The 16285-nt window shown below is 64.4% G+C and carries 12 protein-coding genes; 4 read left to right on the forward strand and 8 right to left on the reverse strand.

Going from position 1 to position 16285, the window contains the following annotated elements:
• Positions 1–2: 2 nt before the first annotated feature.
• The 7 genes from C5N93_RS04560 to C5N93_RS04590 all read right to left on the reverse strand — a co-directional run bounded on the left by C5N93_RS04560 (position 3) and on the right by C5N93_RS04590 (position 9677).
• Positions 3–617, reverse strand: a complete 615-nt coding sequence (locus C5N93_RS04560) for an SCP2 sterol-binding domain-containing protein (protein WP_242558424.1) — start codon at positions 615–617, stop codon at positions 3–5.
• Between the two features lie 145 nt (positions 618–762).
• A complete protein-coding gene (locus C5N93_RS04565; RefSeq protein WP_242558425.1) occupies positions 763–1767 on the reverse strand; it encodes a Tim44-like domain-containing protein in 1005 nt (334 codons plus the stop codon).
• Positions 1768–1994: 227 nt separating this feature from the next.
• Positions 1995–2729 (reverse strand): bifunctional demethylmenaquinone methyltransferase/2-methoxy-6-polyprenyl-1,4-benzoquinol methylase UbiE, encoded by a 735-nt coding sequence (gene ubiE / locus C5N93_RS04570; RefSeq protein WP_069340052.1) that lies wholly within the window; start codon positions 2727–2729, stop codon positions 1995–1997.
• A 60-nt stretch (positions 2730–2789) separates the two neighbouring features.
• Positions 2790–3203, reverse strand: a complete 414-nt coding sequence (locus tag C5N93_RS04575) for a DUF971 domain-containing protein (RefSeq protein WP_069340053.1) — start codon at positions 3201–3203, stop codon at positions 2790–2792.
• Between the two features lie 160 nt (positions 3204–3363).
• A complete protein-coding gene (locus C5N93_RS04580; protein ID WP_069340054.1) occupies positions 3364–3801 on the reverse strand; it encodes an HIT family protein in 438 nt (145 codons plus the stop codon).
• Positions 3802–3898: 97 nt separating this feature from the next.
• A complete protein-coding gene (locus C5N93_RS04585; protein ID WP_069340055.1) occupies positions 3899–5587 on the reverse strand; it encodes a Na+/H+ antiporter in 1689 nt (562 codons plus the stop codon).
• Between the two features lie 94 nt (positions 5588–5681).
• Complete coding sequence (locus C5N93_RS04590) at positions 5682–9677, reverse strand: FAD/FMN-binding oxidoreductase (protein WP_242558426.1); 3996 nt, start codon at positions 9675–9677, stop codon at positions 5682–5684.
• Between the two features lie 597 nt (positions 9678–10274).
• On the opposite strand from C5N93_RS04590, the gene C5N93_RS04595 reads away from it, so the two are divergent.
• Positions 10275–10733, forward strand: a complete 459-nt coding sequence (locus tag C5N93_RS04595) for a (2Fe-2S)-binding protein (RefSeq protein ID WP_242558427.1) — start codon at positions 10275–10277, stop codon at positions 10731–10733.
• Positions 10734–10750: 17 nt separating this feature from the next.
• A complete protein-coding gene (locus tag C5N93_RS04600; RefSeq protein ID WP_242558428.1) occupies positions 10751–12973 on the forward strand; it encodes a xanthine dehydrogenase family protein molybdopterin-binding subunit in 2223 nt (740 codons plus the stop codon).
• Positions 12974–13170: 197 nt separating this feature from the next.
• On the opposite strand, the gene C5N93_RS04605 is transcribed toward C5N93_RS04600, so the two are convergent.
• Positions 13171–13809: a DedA family protein gene (locus tag C5N93_RS04605; RefSeq protein WP_242558429.1), complete on the reverse strand. Its 639-nt coding sequence runs from the start codon at positions 13807–13809 to the stop codon at positions 13171–13173.
• Between the two features lie 144 nt (positions 13810–13953).
• Here C5N93_RS04605 and C5N93_RS04610 point away from each other — a divergent pair, with 144 nt between their 5' ends.
• Together C5N93_RS04610 and ilvA are read left to right on the forward strand one after the other, a co-directional pair.
• Entirely contained in the window at positions 13954–14574 is a 621-nt protein-coding gene (locus C5N93_RS04610; RefSeq protein ID WP_150722021.1) for a nucleotidyltransferase family protein, read from the forward strand.
• Positions 14575–14695: 121 nt separating this feature from the next.
• On the forward strand, positions 14696–16225 hold the full coding sequence (ilvA, locus tag C5N93_RS04615) for a threonine ammonia-lyase, biosynthetic (RefSeq protein ID WP_242558430.1): 1530 nt from the start codon (positions 14696–14698) through the stop codon (positions 16223–16225).
• Positions 16226–16285: the final 60 nt, after the last annotated feature.

Raw genomic sequence — 16285 nt, forward strand, 5'->3', positions numbered from 1 at the left:
GGTCAGCGGCCTCCGGTAGTGCGGGACGCCGGCGTCGCCTGACGTTCCAGCTTCTCGATACGCTTTTCGAGTCGCGCCAGATCGTCACGCAACGTGCTGATGTCAGCGCGCATCGTGTCGAGGCGCGGGCGTGCCACGAGCATCGGGTTCTCTTCCACGAGGAAGTCGGCCAGCGAACGCGCTAGCGTGCCACCGGTGCGACGTGCGCCCGCGACGGCCGCCTTGCCCGTCTCGGTCACGCGATGCGCTGCGGCGTCGCCAATGACCTTGCTCAGGTCCTCGGCGACCTCCCAGCGCAGATGCTGGGCGAGATACGACACGGTGTTGGCGAATTCGGCGTCGCCCTCGATCTTGACGTGGCGCATCACAGCCGCCTGCCCGCCGCCCGCAAAGTCGGCCAGCGCCGCCGGGGGCACCGAGATGCTGACATCGCAGGGGAAGTTGGCCTCGGCGGCGGCGAGATAGCCGTCGTCGCCCACGCGCAGGCGCAGGTCGATTGCCGACATGGCCAGCCGGGCGGAGGCGCCGATGTGATGGCGCAGACGGTCGCGTGCCCAGGGTTCCCGGGCAAGCAAATGGTTCACGGTGGCGGCAAAGGCTTTGGCGGCTACGGTCATGAGCTTGGCGGCCGGCCGGCGCAGAACACCGGTCGCACCGAAAGACGCCGCCCGGCAACAACCTTCGGACGGCAAAAACAAAAGAGCCCGCGCTTCAAACGCGGGCTCTCATTGTAAGGCAGGTTACGGCAAAAACGTCGCCAGCTTAGCTGAGCTGCTGAATCCCGGCGAGCACCCAGCCACCGTTACCGGTCACCGGCTTGGTCAGGTTCCACACCTCGTTGAACGGCTCGGCGGCGGCGCCTTCCGACTCGCGGATCAGGCCCGAGAAGCGAACGCTTGCCATGTACTCGCTCGTCGACTGCTCGATACCCAGCAGTTCGGCGTCCAGTTGCACGACGTCCGTACGGTTGGTCGACTTGCCGCGCTCTTCGAGGTCCATCTTGATTTCCGCAAACATCTGCGGCGTGGTGAACTCGTTGATGTCGGCCTGATCGCCCTTGTCCCAGGCGGCTTGCAGACGGTTGAAGTACACCTTGGCGCTGCGCAGGAAACCTTCGGTGTCGAAACCGGCCGGCACGCCGAACGACTCGGCGGCGGCGGCACCGGCCACAGCACCTGCGGCGGCCGGCACGGCCGAAGCGCCCGTCTGGTAAGGCTGCGGTGCTTGCTGGCCCGACGATTGGGACGATTGGTTATCCCACGACTGACGCAGCGAATTGTTCGACGATGCGTCGTTGCCCGCGCCAGCATAGGCCGGCGTCTGCGACTGCGACTTGTTGCCGCGGAACCGGCGGATGAGCCACATCACGGCGAAGGCGATCAACGCGATGATGATGACGTTGGCCATCATGCTCGCGAACGCACCGCCCATACCGAAGTGCGACAACAGTGCGGCGATACCGAGACCGGCAGCCAGACCGGCGATCGGTCCGAGCCAGCGGTTGGCCGGTTTGGCGGCGGCTGCCGCACCTGCACCGGCGGCACCTGCGCCGGCGGCAGCCGGGGCTGCCTGATTCGGGGCTGCGCCCGGGGCGGCTTGCGCCGGCTGTTGCGGCGTTGCCTGACGTTGCGTCACGGTGTTGGACTGCTTGCCGATGCTCCGGCCGCCGCCAACGCGCTTGGCGTCAGCGTCCGCGATCGTCATGCCGACCGCCACTACGCCGGCCACAACGCCCAACAACAGCTTGTTTTTCAGGAACTGGAACATCGTTCTGGTCTCTCCGTGGAGTTATAGGTTGCCATCTACTGACAGACGCCAACCCAAATGGTTCAGCCGCTTTTTACGTACTGAAACCGGATAAGGCGAGGGGCGATTCTGCCACAGCAAAATTAGCTTGTACTTAGGGTTTGGCAAACAAAACGCCCCGGCACGGAAACCTTCCGCGATCCGGGGCGACTTGTCTGGCCGGTACGCTCAGCTAAGTGAGTGTGTACTCAGAACTTGCGGCCGATGTGCAGGGCCACCACACCGGCGGTCATATTGTGATATTCGACGCGCTCGAGTCCCGCATCTTCCATCATCGACTTGAGCGTTTCCTGGTCCGGGTGCATGCGAATCGATTCGGCCAGATAGCGGTAGCTGTCCGCATCGCCCGCGATACGCGATCCGAGCCACGGCAGCACCTTGAACGAATAGGCGTCGTACGCCTTCTCCAGCGGCTGCCAGACTTTCGAGAACTCCAGCACCATGACCTTGCCGCCCGGCTTGATCACGCGGCGCATTTCCGCCAGCGCCGCATCCTTGTGCGTCATGTTGCGCAGCCCGAACGCCACGGTGACCACGTCGAAATAATTCGACGGGAACGGCAGCTTCTCGGCGTCGCACAGCAGTGACGGCGTGACGATGCCGTCGTCGAGCAGACGGTCGCGGCCCACGCGCAGCATCGATTCGTTGATGTCGGTATGCCACACTTCGCCGGTCGGGCCGGCCGCGCGGGCAAAGGCCTTCGAGAGATCGCCCGTGCCGCCGGCGATATCGAGCACCTTGAAGCCGGGGCGCACGGCCGCGCGACCGATCGTGAACGCCTTCCAGATACGATGCAGGCCGCCGGACATCAGGTCGTTCATGACGTCGTACTTGCTGGCGACGGAATGAAACACTTCCGCGACCTTACCGGCCTTTTCCTTCTCGTCGACGGTCTCGTAACCGAAGTGGGTCTGATCACCCATTGCACATCTCCAAAATCAGGTAAGCGGGCGCACACTCAGGCGCGCGCCCTGCTCGGGGGCTCAATGATGGTGGCAGCCACCGGCAGCAGGCGACGGCATCGGCGTGTCGCGATCGACACCCGCCGCCGCGAGCTTGTCCAGATATTCCTGCCACAGTGCGTCCTGACGCACGCACAACTCATAGAGGAAGTCCCACGAATAGATGCCGGTGTCGTGACCGTCCGAAAAAACGGGACGCACCGCGTAATTGCCGATCGGCTCCAGGCCGTTGAGCGTGACGTCACGCTTGCCGGTTTGCAGCGTCTCCTGCCCCGGCCCGTGACCGCGCACTTCCGCCGAGGGCGAGAGCACGCGCAGCAATTCGAACGGCAGGCGATAGGTCTTGCCGTCTTCGTAACCGAGTTCCAGCACCTTGGATGCGCGATGCAGCGTCAGGGAAACGGGAATCGGCGTGTCTTTCTCCAGCCCAGCCATGGTCTTGCTCCAGAAAATTCGGTCGCGGCGCCTGCCGGCGGAACCTTGTGCAGCGCCTTGTGCCGTCCGTCATGTGATTCAGGAGATGACGGATACGACATATCGGCGGGCAGTATAGCCGCTCAGGCGTCAGCGGTCATGCCGACGGGCTTCGCGAAACCTACGCCGGCCACCCGGGAATTCGCTCCAATTCTGCCACGACGGCCTCACGCAGCGCGGGCAGCCACGCCGCGCGCTCAGCGAGCACCGCCGGCGACACCTCGCGTTGCGGCGCGCTCCAGACCGAGCCCGGGAAGTGGATGTCGTCGCGATAGCGAGGAATCACATGCCAGTGCACGTGCGGCACCATATTGCCCAGACTCGCGACGTTGACCTTGTGCGGCGACATCACCGTACGTTGTGCCGTCTCGACGGCAAACACCGCACGCATCACATGCTCGCGCGCGGCTTGCGGCAGATCGCTCATCTCCGCCACGTGGTCGTGCCAGATCACCCGGGCGAAGCCGGGATAGCCAGCCTCGTTGGCCAGCACCACGCGCAACACCGGATCGCGCCACAAGACTTCACCGCCGTCACCGGCGCAAAACGGACATTCCATGATCGTTCTTCCTCCCGTTACCCCGGCGCCTCGCGCTTTCGCATCCGGCCCGGCATGAATCGCGCCGCCGGTGCATGCCAGCGCTTGCCAGTGCCTGTCAGTGCTTCTTGCTCTTCTTGCGCTTGCCCGTGGCCGGATCGACCGGACCCAGGGCGAGTTCTGCAAAATCGATCTCGCTGAGCAGTTCGCGCAGCGTCTCGTCGTTGATGCGATGCGTGATGCGCAGCCGCGACAACTCCACGCGCTCCGCCTGCAACGCCGCCGCCCGCAGGCGACGCTCGACTTCGACCTCGCGCACGGCGCGCTCGCGCATCTCGTCGGTCGCCGTCGACGCATTGAGCGAGCGACGGTAGCGCCCCATCACCCGCGCGGCGGCTTCCGCACACACGGCCGTGTCCAGCTCATCTCCCGACTTGGCGATCACCTTCTGCAATGATTCGACGGCCCGAATCGCCGCCTCCGACGCCGCCAGCCGCGCCTCGCCCATCTCACGATTGCGCGGGTCTTCGACCGGCCAGCGCACGCCGCGCAGCAAGACCGGCAAACCAAGACTGCCGCCAATGAGCGACAGCAGAATCACACCGGCTGCGAGGAAGATCAGCAGATCGCGCCCCGGAAACGGCGCACCGCTCGGCAACGCCAGCGGTACCGAAAGCGCACCGGCCAGCGTCACGGCGCCACGCACGCCCGAGAGCGCCGTCACACCGGTAAAGCGGATGCCCGGCTTCATCGTGATTTCGCCACGACGCATGCCGAGGAAATACATCACGCGCCACGCCGCCCACACCCAGCAAAAGCGCAGCACGATCAGCACCGCCGAGATCGCGCCGACGTAGAACATCAGCTCGCCCAGATTCACGAACGTGCCCCACAGATGCTCGCTCGGACGCAGCGCCGCGCGCACGATATCCGGCAATTGCAGCCCGAGCAGCACGAACACCGCGCCGTTGAACACGAATTCGAGCATCGACCACACGCCATTGCCGAGAATGCGCGTGGCGGTGCGGGTATTGAGCAGGTCGGTCGAACTCACGGTCATGCCGGCGGCCACGGCCGCCAGAATCCCCGAGAAACCGAAGTGTTCCGCCAGCAGATAGGCCGCGAACGGCATAAGCAGCAGAAGCAGCACGATGGTGGCGGGCTCTTCCGTCGAGGCGTCCATCACGCGGCGATGGAATTGTGTGAAGAGCCACGTCACGGCCCACCCGGCGAGCAGGCCGCCCAGTGCGATCACGAAGAAGGAGAACGTGGCGTTGCCGATGGAGAAAACCCCGGTCATCGCCGCCACCAGCGCGAACTTGAACGCGACGAGACCCGACGCGTCGTTCATCATCGCCTCGCCTTCGAGCACGTGCATGAGCCGGGTGGGCATGCGCATGCGCCCGGTGAGGGCGGAGACGGCCACGGCATCGGTCGGTGAGAGCACGCCGCCAAGCGCGAACGCCACAGCGAGCGGAATCGACGGGATCATCCAGTGGATGAAGTACCCCACGCCGAGCACCGTGAAGATCACGAGGCCGAGCGCCATCGCGACGATCGGCACCCGCAGGTGCCAGAACTCGCGTTTGGGCATGCGCCAGCCATCGGCGAAGAGCAGCGGGGGGATGAACAGCAGGAAGAATATCTCGGGGTCGAGATCGATGTGCAGCCCCGCGCCCGGGTAAGCGAGCGCGGCGCCCACGGCGATCTGCACGAGCGGTACGGGCAGGAATCTGACGAAGCTGACCAGCACGCCGGTCAGCGCCACCACGAACAGCAGGATCAGTGCTGTGTAGACTACCTCCATGCCACCTCCGTGGTCCGTCGCTCATGCATCGACTGCGGCATCGACTGCGGCATCGGCCACGTTCCCCGGAGGTTGTTGCCGGGCAGACATTGCATCAGACGAGCACGCGTTCGATACCGCCGTTGTTCGCATCCTTGACGTAGTCCACCAGCCACTGGTCGCCCAGCACGTGCTTGGCGATCTCGACGACGATGTAGTCGGCGGTAACGTCCGCGTCGTCGTTGTAGCGCGACAGGCCTTGCAGGCACGACGGGCAGCTCGTCAGGATCTTGACGTCTTCCACCTTGCCGTCGGCACGCAGCTTGGCCGCGCCCTTGCGCATCTCCTCTTCCTTGCGGAAGCGGATCTGCGTCGAGATATCCGGACGCGTGACCGCCAGCGTACCCGATTCGCCGCAGCACCGATCGTTCTTCTCGATCTTGTAGCCGTCGTTCTCGCTACCCATCAACTGGTTCACGAGCTTGACCGGGTCCATCGTCTTGATCGGCGTGTGGCACGGGTCGTGATACATGTAGCGCGTACCGTTCACGCCTTCGAGCCTTACGTTCTTCTCAAGCAGGTATTCGTGGATGTCCACGATACGGCAGCCCGGGAAAATCTTCTCGAATTCATAGCCGGCGAGCTGATCGTAGCAAGTGCCGCACGACACCACCACGGTCTTGATGTCCAGGTAGTTCAGCGTGTTGGCCATGCGGTGGAACAACACGCGGTTGTCCGTCACGATCTTCTCGGCCTTCTCGCCCTGCCCCGACCCGCGTTGCGGATAGCCGCAGCACAGATAGCCCGGCGGCAGCACCGTCTGCACGCCCACGTGCCAGAGCATCGCCTGCGTGGCGAGGCCGACCTGCGAGAACAGACGCTCCGAGCCGCAGCCCGGGAAGTAGAACACCGCTTCCGAGTCGACCGTCGTAGCCTTCGGGTTGCGGATGATCGGCACCACCTTGTTGTCTTCGATGTCGAGCAGCGCACGCGCCGTCTTCTTCGGCAGGTTGCCCGGCATCTTCTTGTTGACGAAGTGGATCACCTCTTCGCGCAGCGGCGGCTTGCCGACCGTTGCCGGCGGATGCGCCGTCTGCTTCTTCGCGATCTTCTTGAAGACGTCTGCACCGAAACGCTGCGCCTTGTAGCCCCAGTCGATCATCACCTTGCGGGTGATGTTGATCGTCTCCGGGTTGGTCGCGTTCAGGAAGAACATACCGGCAGCCGCGCCCGGGTTGAACTTCTTCTTGCCCATCTTGCGCAGCAGGTTGCGCATGTTCATCGTCACGTCGCCGAAGTCGATCTTCACCGGGCAGGGCGTGGCGCACTTGTGGCAGACCGTGCAGTGATCGGCCACGTCGTTGAACTCGTCCCAGTGCTTGATCGACACGCCGCGGCGCGTCTGTTCTTCGTACAGGAACGCCTCGATGAGCAGCGACGTGGCGAGAATCTTGTTACGCGGGCTGTACAGCAGGTTCGCGCGCGGCACGTGCGTGGCGCACACCGGCTTGCACTTGCCGCAGCGCAGGCAGTCCTTCACGCTGTCGGCGATCGCGCCGATGTCCGACTGCTGCATGATCAGCGACTCGTAGCCCATCAGCCCGAAGCTGGGCGTATAGGCATTGCGCAGATCGGCGGGCAGTTCGGGCAAGTTGAGCAGCTTGCCCTTGTTGAAGCGCCCTTCCGGGTCCACGCGCAGCTTGTACGCGCGGAATTCGCCGATTTCGGCTTCCGTCAGGAACTCCAGCTTGGTAATGCCGATACCGTGTTCGCCCGAGATCACGCCGTCGAGCGAGCGCGCGATATCCATGATGCGGGCCACGGCCTTGTGCGCATCCTGGAGCATCTCGTAGTTGTCCGAGTTCACCGGGATGTTGGTGTGCACGTTGCCGTCGCCGGCGTGCATATGGAGTGCGACGAACACACGGCCATGCAGCACGCGCTTGTGAATGGCCTGCGCTTCGTCGAGGATCGGCTTGAACTCGCCGCCAGTGAAGATCTGACGCAGTTCCGCGCGGATCTCCTGCTTCCACGACACGCGTACCGTGCGGTCCTGAAGCAGATCGATGAGGCGCGTTTCCGGGTGCTTGGTCAGACGGTCGTTGAGCGCAACGTTGATGTCGCGAATGCCGTGACGGTTGAGCAGCGGAATCGCATCGGCCAGCGGCATCTCGAAGTTGTCGCGCAGATACTCCCAGCGCCCACGGATCTGACGCAGCATCGTCAGCGCCGTCTGCACACGGTCTTCGAGCAGTTCGGCCGACGGAATCTCGTTCGCGTCGTCCGTCTTGCCGAGCGGCAGATTGCCGGCTTCGAAGAACGCTTCGAGGGCGTCGACCAGTTGCAGCTTGTTCTTGAGCGACAACTCGATGTTGATGCGCTCGATGTGATCCGTGTACTCGCCCATGCGGTGCAGCGGAATCACCACGTCTTCGTTGATCTTGAACGCGTTCGTGTGACGCGCGATCGCCGCCGTGCGCGAGCGGTCGAGCCAGAACTTCTTGCGCGCCTCGGCCGACACGGCGACGAACCCTTCGCCGCTCTTGCCGTTGGCCATACGAATCACTTCCGACGTCGCCTGGGCGACTGCGTTGTCGTCGTCGCCAACGATATCGCCGATCAGCACCATCTTCGGGAACGCATTGCGCTTCGACTTCGTGGCGTAGCCCACGGCGCGCAGATAACGCTCGTCCAGATGCTCCAGACCCGCGAGAATCGCGCCGCCGGCGGCCGTCTGCGCGAACATGTAGTCCTTGATTTCGACGATGCTCGGAATCGCTTCCTTCGCCTGACCGAAGAACTCCAGACACACCGTGCGCGTGTGCGCCGGCATCTTGTGCAGAATCCAGCGCGCGCTCGTGATCAGACCGTCGCAGCCTTCCTTCTGGATACCCGGCAGGCCGGCGAGGAACTTGTCCGTGACGTCCTTGCCGAGGCCTTCCTTGCGGAAGCGTCGGCCTTCGATTTCCAGCAGTTCGGTCTTCAGGAGTGCGGCGCCCGGCGCCTGATTGCCGTCGTACCACTTCAGTTCGAAGCGGGCGACCGGAATGTCGTGAATCTTGCCGAGGTTGTGATCGAGACGCGTGACTTCCAGCCAGTTGCCCTGCGGATCGACCATGCGCCACCAGGCGAGGTTATCCAGCGCCGTGCCCCACAGCACGGCCTTCTTGCCGCCGGCGTTCATGGCCACGTTGCCGCCGATGCACGAGGCGTCGATCGACGTCGGGTCCACCGCGAAGACCAGCCCGGCACGCTCGGCGGCTTCCGCCACACGGCGAGTCACCACGCCGGCGCCCGAGAAGATCGTGCCGACGAGCTTGTCGACGCCCGGCAGTTGCAGGTATTCGACCTCGTCGAGCTGTTCGAGCTTTTCCGTATTGATGACGGCCGAGAACGGCGTGAGCGGAATCGCGCCGCCCGTATAGCCGGTGCCGCCCCCACGCGGGATCACGGTCAGACCCAGTTCGAAGCAGCCCTTCACCAGCGATGCCATTTCCGCTTCGCTGTCCGGCGTGAGCACCACGAACGGATATTCCACGCGCCAGTCGGTGGCGTCCGTCACGTGCGAGACACGCGACAGGCCGTCGAACTTGATGTTGTCGCTGGCGGTCGTGCGGCCGAGCACCTTCTTCGCGCGACGGCGCAGTTCGGCCATCTTCTCGAACTCGGCGGCGAACTCGGCCACGGCGCGACGGGCCGCCACTTCCAGTTGCTCGACGCGCGCGGCACGATCGCGGCCGTGCGTGTCGGCGTGCTGAGCCACGTCGGCACGGCGACGCTTGTCGATCTCGTTCAGACGGTGGTCGAGCGCGTCGATCAGCAGCTTGCGGCGCTTCGGATTGTCCAGCAGGTCGTCTTGCAGATACGGATTGCGGCGCACGACCCAGATGTCGCCGAGCACTTCGTACAGCATGCGCGCCGAGCGGCCGGTACGGCGTTCGGCACGGAGTTCATCGAGGATGGCCCAGGCGTCCGCGCCGAGCAGGCGCATGACGATTTCGCGATCCGAAAACGACGTGTAGTTGTAAGGAATTTCACGCAGACGTGGCGGGTGAGCGGCTACGGCATGTTTAGCGTCGTGCGGCTCGAAGGCAGGCAAGGGTGCGTTCATCTTGTCGGGCTCGTCAGTGCGGCGGTGCATCCGCCGTCGGCGTTCGTCTCGCGAGACGCGCCGAAAGTCAAAATCGGGTGTGCGCTGAAAATGCCGGCCGCTCGCGCAAAGGGTATGCGCGGGCCGGCAACAGTCGATCTACGGTCAACGAGATCGACGACTGCCGTGCGAAGACGTCGATGACGAGTCGTGTTCGGTCATCGAGCAGAAGCACAGGGGGGTGAGGCAGTTGGTGCGCATGCCCAGATCTTTCTTCCGGCTTGGGAAAGTGTTGGTAGGGGAATGTAGGTCGAATTGTACTTCATTGCACCGCAACACGTCGGCGCCACGCCGAAATCCTCGTCCGGACGCGCCAATCCCCTCCGAATCCCCGCTTTGACGCGAGCGCGACAGCCTCATCGCAGCGTTGACACCACCTTCACGATCGCCCTTCCCGAAGACGACGATTGTCACTTTCACATTAAAAGTCGACCGCTATATCCGTTTAGATACAACGACTTATCAAGCACTTGTGAACTGAAATTTCCAACGAATGGGAGTATGTTCTAGCCGTCCCCCGATTCATCCGCCCCCATCCACCCATCAAGAGGTGCATCTATGGCTTCGTTCCAACTGAACGGCAAACCGGTGAAGGTCGACGTCGACCCCGCCACTCCCCTGCTCTGGACCCTGCGCGACGCGCTCAACATGACCGGCACCAAGTTCGGCTGCGGCATGGCGTTGTGTGGGGCCTGCACCGTCCACGTGGACGGCGCGCCCATCCGAAGCTGCATCACGCCGGTCTCCGCCGTCGAAGGCAAGAAGATCACCACCATCGAAAACGTCGGCGCCGACCCCGTCGGCCGTGCCGTGCAGGACGCCTGGGTCAAACACGACGTGCCCCAGTGCGGCTACTGCCAGAGTGGCCAGATCATGTCCGCCACCGCGTTGCTGCGTGAGAACAAGACGCCCAACGACGAGCAGATCGACGCCGCCATGGCCGGCAACATCTGTCGTTGCGGCACCTACGCCCGCATTCGCGCGGCCATCAAAGACGCCGCGTCGTCGCTGGCCTGAGACGAGGAGACACCGACATGCGTCAACTTCGTTTCTCCCAATACCCCGGCGTTGCCGTGGGCGACTTCGCGGGCGTGAGCCGTCGCGGCTTCCTGAAGACGTCGGCCATCGCGGCGGGCGGCCTGATGCTCGAAATGTCGTTGCCGGGCCTCATGCGCACGGCCAACGCGCAGGGTGCTGCCGCAGCGCCCGTCGTGCCGTCGGCCTTCGTGCACATTGCGCCGGACGACACCGTCACCATTCAGGTCAACCGTCTCGACTTCGGTCAGGGCGTGCAGACCGCGCTGCCGATGCTCGTCGCTGAAGAACTCGACTGCGACTGGGGCAAAGTGCGCGGCGAACTGGCCCCTGCGGGCGACGCTTACAAGGATCCGATCTTCGGCATCCAGATGACGGGCGGCTCGGGCACCATCGCGCACTCGTGGATGCAGTACCGGCGCATCGGGGCGTCCGCACGCGCCATGCTGATCGCGGCAGCCGCACAGCAATGGAAAGTGCCGGCCGATCAGTTGCGCACCGAAAACGGTGTGGTGCTCGGCCCGAACGGCAAACGCGCCACCTACGGCAGCCTGGCCGCCAGGGCACAGGCACTGCCCGTGCCGGCCAACGTCGCGCTCAAGGACCCGGCGACGTTCCGCCTGCTCGGCAAGCCGACGCGCCGACTCGACGCCAAGGCCAAGTCGACCGGCACGCCGATGTACGGCATGGACTTCAAGCTGCCTAACCTCAAAGTGGCGGTCGTGGCGCGTCCGCCGGTGTTCGGCGCCAAGGTGAAAAGCTTCGACGCCAAGGCTGCGAAAGCCGTCAAGGGCGTGCGCGACGTGCTCGAAATTCCGGACGACCGGGGCGGCACCGCCGTCGCCGTGATCGCCGACGGCTACTGGCAAGCCAAGACCGGCCGCGACGCGCTCAAGGCCGAGTGGGACACCAGCGGCGTCGAACACGTCGACACGACCCAGCAGTTGGCCAAGTTCAAGGAAATGGCCAAGACGCCGGGCATCGTCGCCATCGACACCGACGTCTCCAGGCTCAAGGGTGCGCCCAAGACCCTCGTCGCCGAATACAGCTTCCCGTACCTCGCCCATGCGCCGATGGAGCCGCTGAACTGCACCGTGCAGCTCTCCGACAAGGGCGCGGAAGTGTGGACGGGCACGCAGTTCCAGACCGTCGATCAGGCGGCCATGGCGCGCACGCTGGGTCTGAAGCCCGAGCAGGTCAAGCTGCACACGCTGATGGCGGGCGGCGGCTTCGGCCGTCGCGCCGTGCCGACGTCCGACTACGGCGTGGAGGCCGCGCAGGTCGCGAAAGCGTGGCGTGGCGCGGGGCATCGCGAGCCGGTCAAGGTCATCTGGAGCCGTGAAGACGACATCCATGGCGGCTACTACCGTCCGATGTACGTTCACCGCGCCGAGATCGGTCTCGACGCCAAGGGCAACGTGCTGGCGTGGAATCACACCATCGTCGGTCAGTCGATCCTGCAAGGCACCCCGTTCGAGCCGATGATGGTCAAGAACGGTGTCGACGCCACCAGCGTGGAAGGCGTGTCCGGCACACCGTACGCGGTCCCGTTGCGACTCACGCTGCACAGCCCGAAGGTCAACGTGCCGGTGTTGTGGTGGCGCTCCGTGGGCAACACGCACACGGCGTTCGTCATGGAAACACTGATCGACGAACTGGCAAAGAATGCCGGTCAGGACCCGGTCGCGTACCGTTACTCGCTGCTTGGCGACAAACATCCGCGTCACCGCGCGGCGTTGGCGCTGGCGGTCGAGCGTTCGGGCTACGGCAAGACCAAGTTGCCGGAAGGCCAGGCGTGGGGCGTGGCGGTGCACGAGTCGTTTGACTCCGTGGTGGCGTACGTCGTCGTGGCGGAGATGCGCAACAATGCGCCGCGTCTGGTGAGTGCCGTCGCGGGTGTTCATTGCAACTTCGCAGTCAATCCATTGACGGTGGCGGCGCAGGTCGAGGGGGCGGCGTTGATGGGGCTAGGCACGACATTGCCGGGTGCGGCGATCACCATGAAGGATGGTGAAGTCGAGCAGAGCAACTTCCACCAGTACACGGTGGCGCGTCTGACCGACATGCCGGAGATCAGTGTCCACGTGGTGAGTTCGGGCGACGCCCCGACGGGCATGGGTGAGCCGGGCTTGCCGCCGCTGGCGCCGGCGTATGCGAATGCGGTGGCGGTGTTGACGGGCAAGCGTCTGCGCGCGTTGCCGTTCGACGTCACGAGCGCATAAAGCAGAAGCCACCTAATCGTGAAAAAGAAGGTGGGACCTGAGAAAGCATAGTGGTAAGCCGGACCGGGGCCCCCTTCTGAACCGAGTTGGGTTTATGTCTGAGGGGCGGAAGGGGGCCCCGGTCCGGCCTCCGGACTCAAGCAGAACCGCATCAGACGCGGAACGAAGAGTAAGAATGAGCAGCCCAGCCGAAGCACTCATCCCACGAGCAGGTGTTTGAACGGCGCGAAGATGCCCTGCCAGAACGACTCCGGCACGCGCAGCATCAGATAAGTGATGGTGATATAGCGCAGCGTCTTGCCGATAGCGACGTAGACGAGGCATGAGCGCCATGACAGACGCAGCCATCCGGCAAGCGTACAGAGTGGATCACCGACCACGGGCAGCCACGACAGCAGAAGCAGGGGTGGGCCGAAGCGGCGCATCCAGCGGTGATAGCGTTCGTTCATGGGCGCGCGGCCTTCGGCGGCTGCCTTCCCGTCGCCCTTCGCGCCGGGCATCGTCATTTCCGCCGTCATCGTGCCTCCCGAGCCGAGAGAGCCAAGTGAGGCGGCAGCACGCGCATGCGCCCGCCGGCGCGCCTTGAGCCGCACGTAAGCGCGTCGCGCCGCGAACCCCATCCACCAATCCAGCATGCCGCCGAGCGTGTTGCCGACGCTCGCCACCGCGATGGCCGGCCAGAACATGTGCGGATTGAGCGCCACGTAGCCGAACAGCGCAGGCTCCGAGCCCATCGGCAGCAGCGTGGCCGAGAGAAACGACACGAGGAAAATCGCGGGCAGCCCCACGCCGGGCAGTGTCAAAACGCCCAGCAGCCAGGTGATGAACGACTCCATGCAACTCCGGTAAGAGAACGAAAACCCATCGAAAACCATCGCGAACGCGCCCATCCCAACCGGCCAGACGGTCGGACAATGTCGCCGCGAAGGCGTGCACACGCGTTTGGCAGAAACGAAAAGTCTGGCGCATAATGCATGCCCATGACCCGACCTTCGACGCCGCCCGTGGCCATTCTACTGGCAGGCGGACTCGGTACCCGCTTCGATGCGGCGGGGCGCCGGAACAAGCTGCTCGCGCCGCTGCCCGGAGATCCCCTGAACCGACCCGTTGCCCTCGCCAGCGCCCACGCGCTGCTGGCGGCATTGCCGCGCGTGATCGCGGTGGTGCGCCCGGATTCGGCCGAGCTGGAGAACGTGCTCTTGCAGGCGGGTTGTGAAGTCGTCATGAGCCACGCCACCAAGCGTGGCATGGGCGCGACCCTGGCCGCCGGCATTCAGGCCGCGACCGACGAAGCGCCGCCCCCCGGGCTCGAACATCTCGATGGCTGGCTCGTCGCGCTGGCCGACATGCCGTTCATTCATCCGAATACCTTGCGTGCCGTGTCGAACGGGCTCACGTCGCCCGACGCCATCGTCGCACCGAGTTATCAGGGACAGCGCGGCCATCCGGTCGCCTTCGGTTCCGCCTATACCCCGCGTCTGGCCGCCCTCGATGGCGATGTCGGCGCGCGCGATCTGCTGATTAGCGAGCACATTACGATCGTCGATGTCGACGACGCCGGAATCGTGCGCGACATCGACACCCCCGACGACCTAAGCTAGGGCGCGCACTCTCCTTTCCCGTATTTCCCCGAAAGACTTAGCGCGACCGCCCCGGCGGACGTGCTGGTCTATCATTGTCCTTTTGTTCCTTGATGTGCCTAACCTGAAGAAGCCTTAAATCATGTCCGACGCAGCTCCCGACTACCTGAAGAAGATCCTGACCGCCAAAGTCTACGACGTCGCCCACGAGAGCGAACTCGAGCAGGCCCGCACGCTCTCGATGCGCCTGCACAATCGAATTTATCTCAAGCGCGAAGACAACCAGACGGTGTTCTCCTTCAAGATTCGGGGCGCGTACAACAAGATGGCGAACCTGACCGACGACGAACGTGAGCGCGGCGTGCTCACGGCCTCCGCCGGCAACCACGCACAGGGTGTCGCGTACTCGGCCGCGCGTCTGGGCTGCAAGGCCGTCATCGTCATGCCCGTGACCACCCCCCAGGTCAAGATCGACGCCGTGCGCACCCATGGCGGACGCGCCGTCGAAGTCGTGCTCGCGGGCGATTCGTACAGCGATGCCTTCGCCCACGCCATGACGCTGCAAGCCGAGCGCGGCCTGACCTTCGTGCCGCCGTTCGACGATCCCGACGTCATCGCCGGTCAGGGCACCATCGGCATGGAAATCCTGCGTCAGCATCAAGGTCCGCTGCACGCCATCTTCGTGCCGATCGGCGGCGGTGGACTGGCCGCCGGCGTGGCCGCGTACGTCAAGTCCGTGCGCCCCGAAATCAAGGTCATCGGCGTGCAATCCGTCGATTCGGACGCGATGGCGCAGTCCATCCACGCCGGTGAGCGCATTCTGTTGAACGACGTCGGCCTCTTTGCCGACGGCACCGCCGTCAAATACGTCGGCGAAGAAACCTTCCGTCTGTGCAGCGAGTATCTCGACGAAGTCGTGCGCGTGGACACCGACCAGCTTTGTGCCGCCATCAAGGATGTGTTCCAGGACACCCGCAGCGTGCTGGAGCCGTCGGGCGCGCTGTCCGTGGCCGGCGCCAAGCTCTACGCCGAGCGCGAGAAGCTCAAGGGCGAGACGCTCGTGGCGATCACGTCCGGCGCGAACATGAACTTCGACCGCCTGCGCTTCGTTGCCGAGCGCGCCGAAGTCGGTGAGGCGCGCGAAGCGGTCTTCGCCGTCACCATTCCGGAAGCGCGCGGCAGCTTCAAGCGCTTCACCGAAGTGGTGGGCAGCCGCAACGTGACCGAGTTCAACTACCGAATTAGCGAAGCCTCCAGCGCCCACATCTTCGTGGGCATCCAGATGCACAACCGCGACGAAGGCGAGCGCATCCGTTCGGGCTTCGAGCGTCACGGCTTCCCCACGCTCGATCTGTCCAACGACGAACTGTCCAAGCAGCACATCCGCTACATGGTCGGCGGACGCTCGGCACTGGCCAGCAACGAAGTGCTGTTCCGCTTCGAGTTTCCGGAGCGTCCGGGCGCGCTGATGAAATTCCTCTCGGCCATGAGCCCGAACTGGAACATCAGCCTGTTCCACTACCGGAATCAGGGCGCGGACTACAGCAACATCCTCGTGGGCATGCAGGTGCCGGACGACGACAAGGCCGAGTTCCGCGACTTCCTCGCAACGCTCGGCTATCCTTACTGGGACGAAAGCGACAACCCCGTGTACAAGCTGTTCCTCGGGTAAATCGCCGATCACAGACCTCACTGCCTCGTCACTCACTACCCGACAGGACATCACCGCAAC

Origin of the sequence: Pandoraea sp. LA3 (genome assembly GCF_022696215.1) — a bacterium.
In the GTDB taxonomy this organism is placed as follows: Bacteria; Pseudomonadota; Gammaproteobacteria; order Burkholderiales; family Burkholderiaceae; genus Pandoraea; species Pandoraea capi.

Coding starts and splice junctions, on each gene's coding strand:
- C5N93_RS04560 (WP_242558424.1), bottom strand. CDS start 617: ATGACCGTAGCCGCCAAAGCCTTTGCCGCCACCGTGAACCATTTGCTT.
- C5N93_RS04565 (WP_242558425.1), bottom strand. CDS start 1,767: ATGTTCCAGTTCCTGAAAAACAAGCTGTTGTTGGGCGTTGTGGCCGGC.
- ubiE (WP_069340052.1), bottom strand. CDS start 2,729: ATGGGTGATCAGACCCACTTCGGTTACGAGACCGTCGACGAGAAGGAA.
- C5N93_RS04575 (WP_069340053.1), bottom strand. CDS start 3,203: ATGGCTGGGCTGGAGAAAGACACGCCGATTCCCGTTTCCCTGACGCTG.
- C5N93_RS04580 (WP_069340054.1), bottom strand. CDS start 3,801: ATGGAATGTCCGTTTTGCGCCGGTGACGGCGGTGAAGTCTTGTGGCGC.
- C5N93_RS04585 (WP_069340055.1), bottom strand. CDS start 5,587: ATGGAGGTAGTCTACACAGCACTGATCCTGCTGTTCGTGGTGGCGCTG.
- C5N93_RS04590 (WP_242558426.1), bottom strand. CDS start 9,677: ATGAACGCACCCTTGCCTGCCTTCGAGCCGCACGACGCTAAACATGCC.
- C5N93_RS04595 (WP_242558427.1), top strand. CDS start 10,275: ATGGCTTCGTTCCAACTGAACGGCAAACCGGTGAAGGTCGACGTCGAC.
- C5N93_RS04600 (WP_242558428.1), top strand. CDS start 10,751: ATGCGTCAACTTCGTTTCTCCCAATACCCCGGCGTTGCCGTGGGCGAC.
- C5N93_RS04605 (WP_242558429.1), bottom strand. CDS start 13,809: ATGGAGTCGTTCATCACCTGGCTGCTGGGCGTTTTGACACTGCCCGGC.
- C5N93_RS04610 (WP_150722021.1), top strand. CDS start 13,954: ATGACCCGACCTTCGACGCCGCCCGTGGCCATTCTACTGGCAGGCGGA.
- ilvA (WP_242558430.1), top strand. CDS start 14,696: ATGTCCGACGCAGCTCCCGACTACCTGAAGAAGATCCTGACCGCCAAA.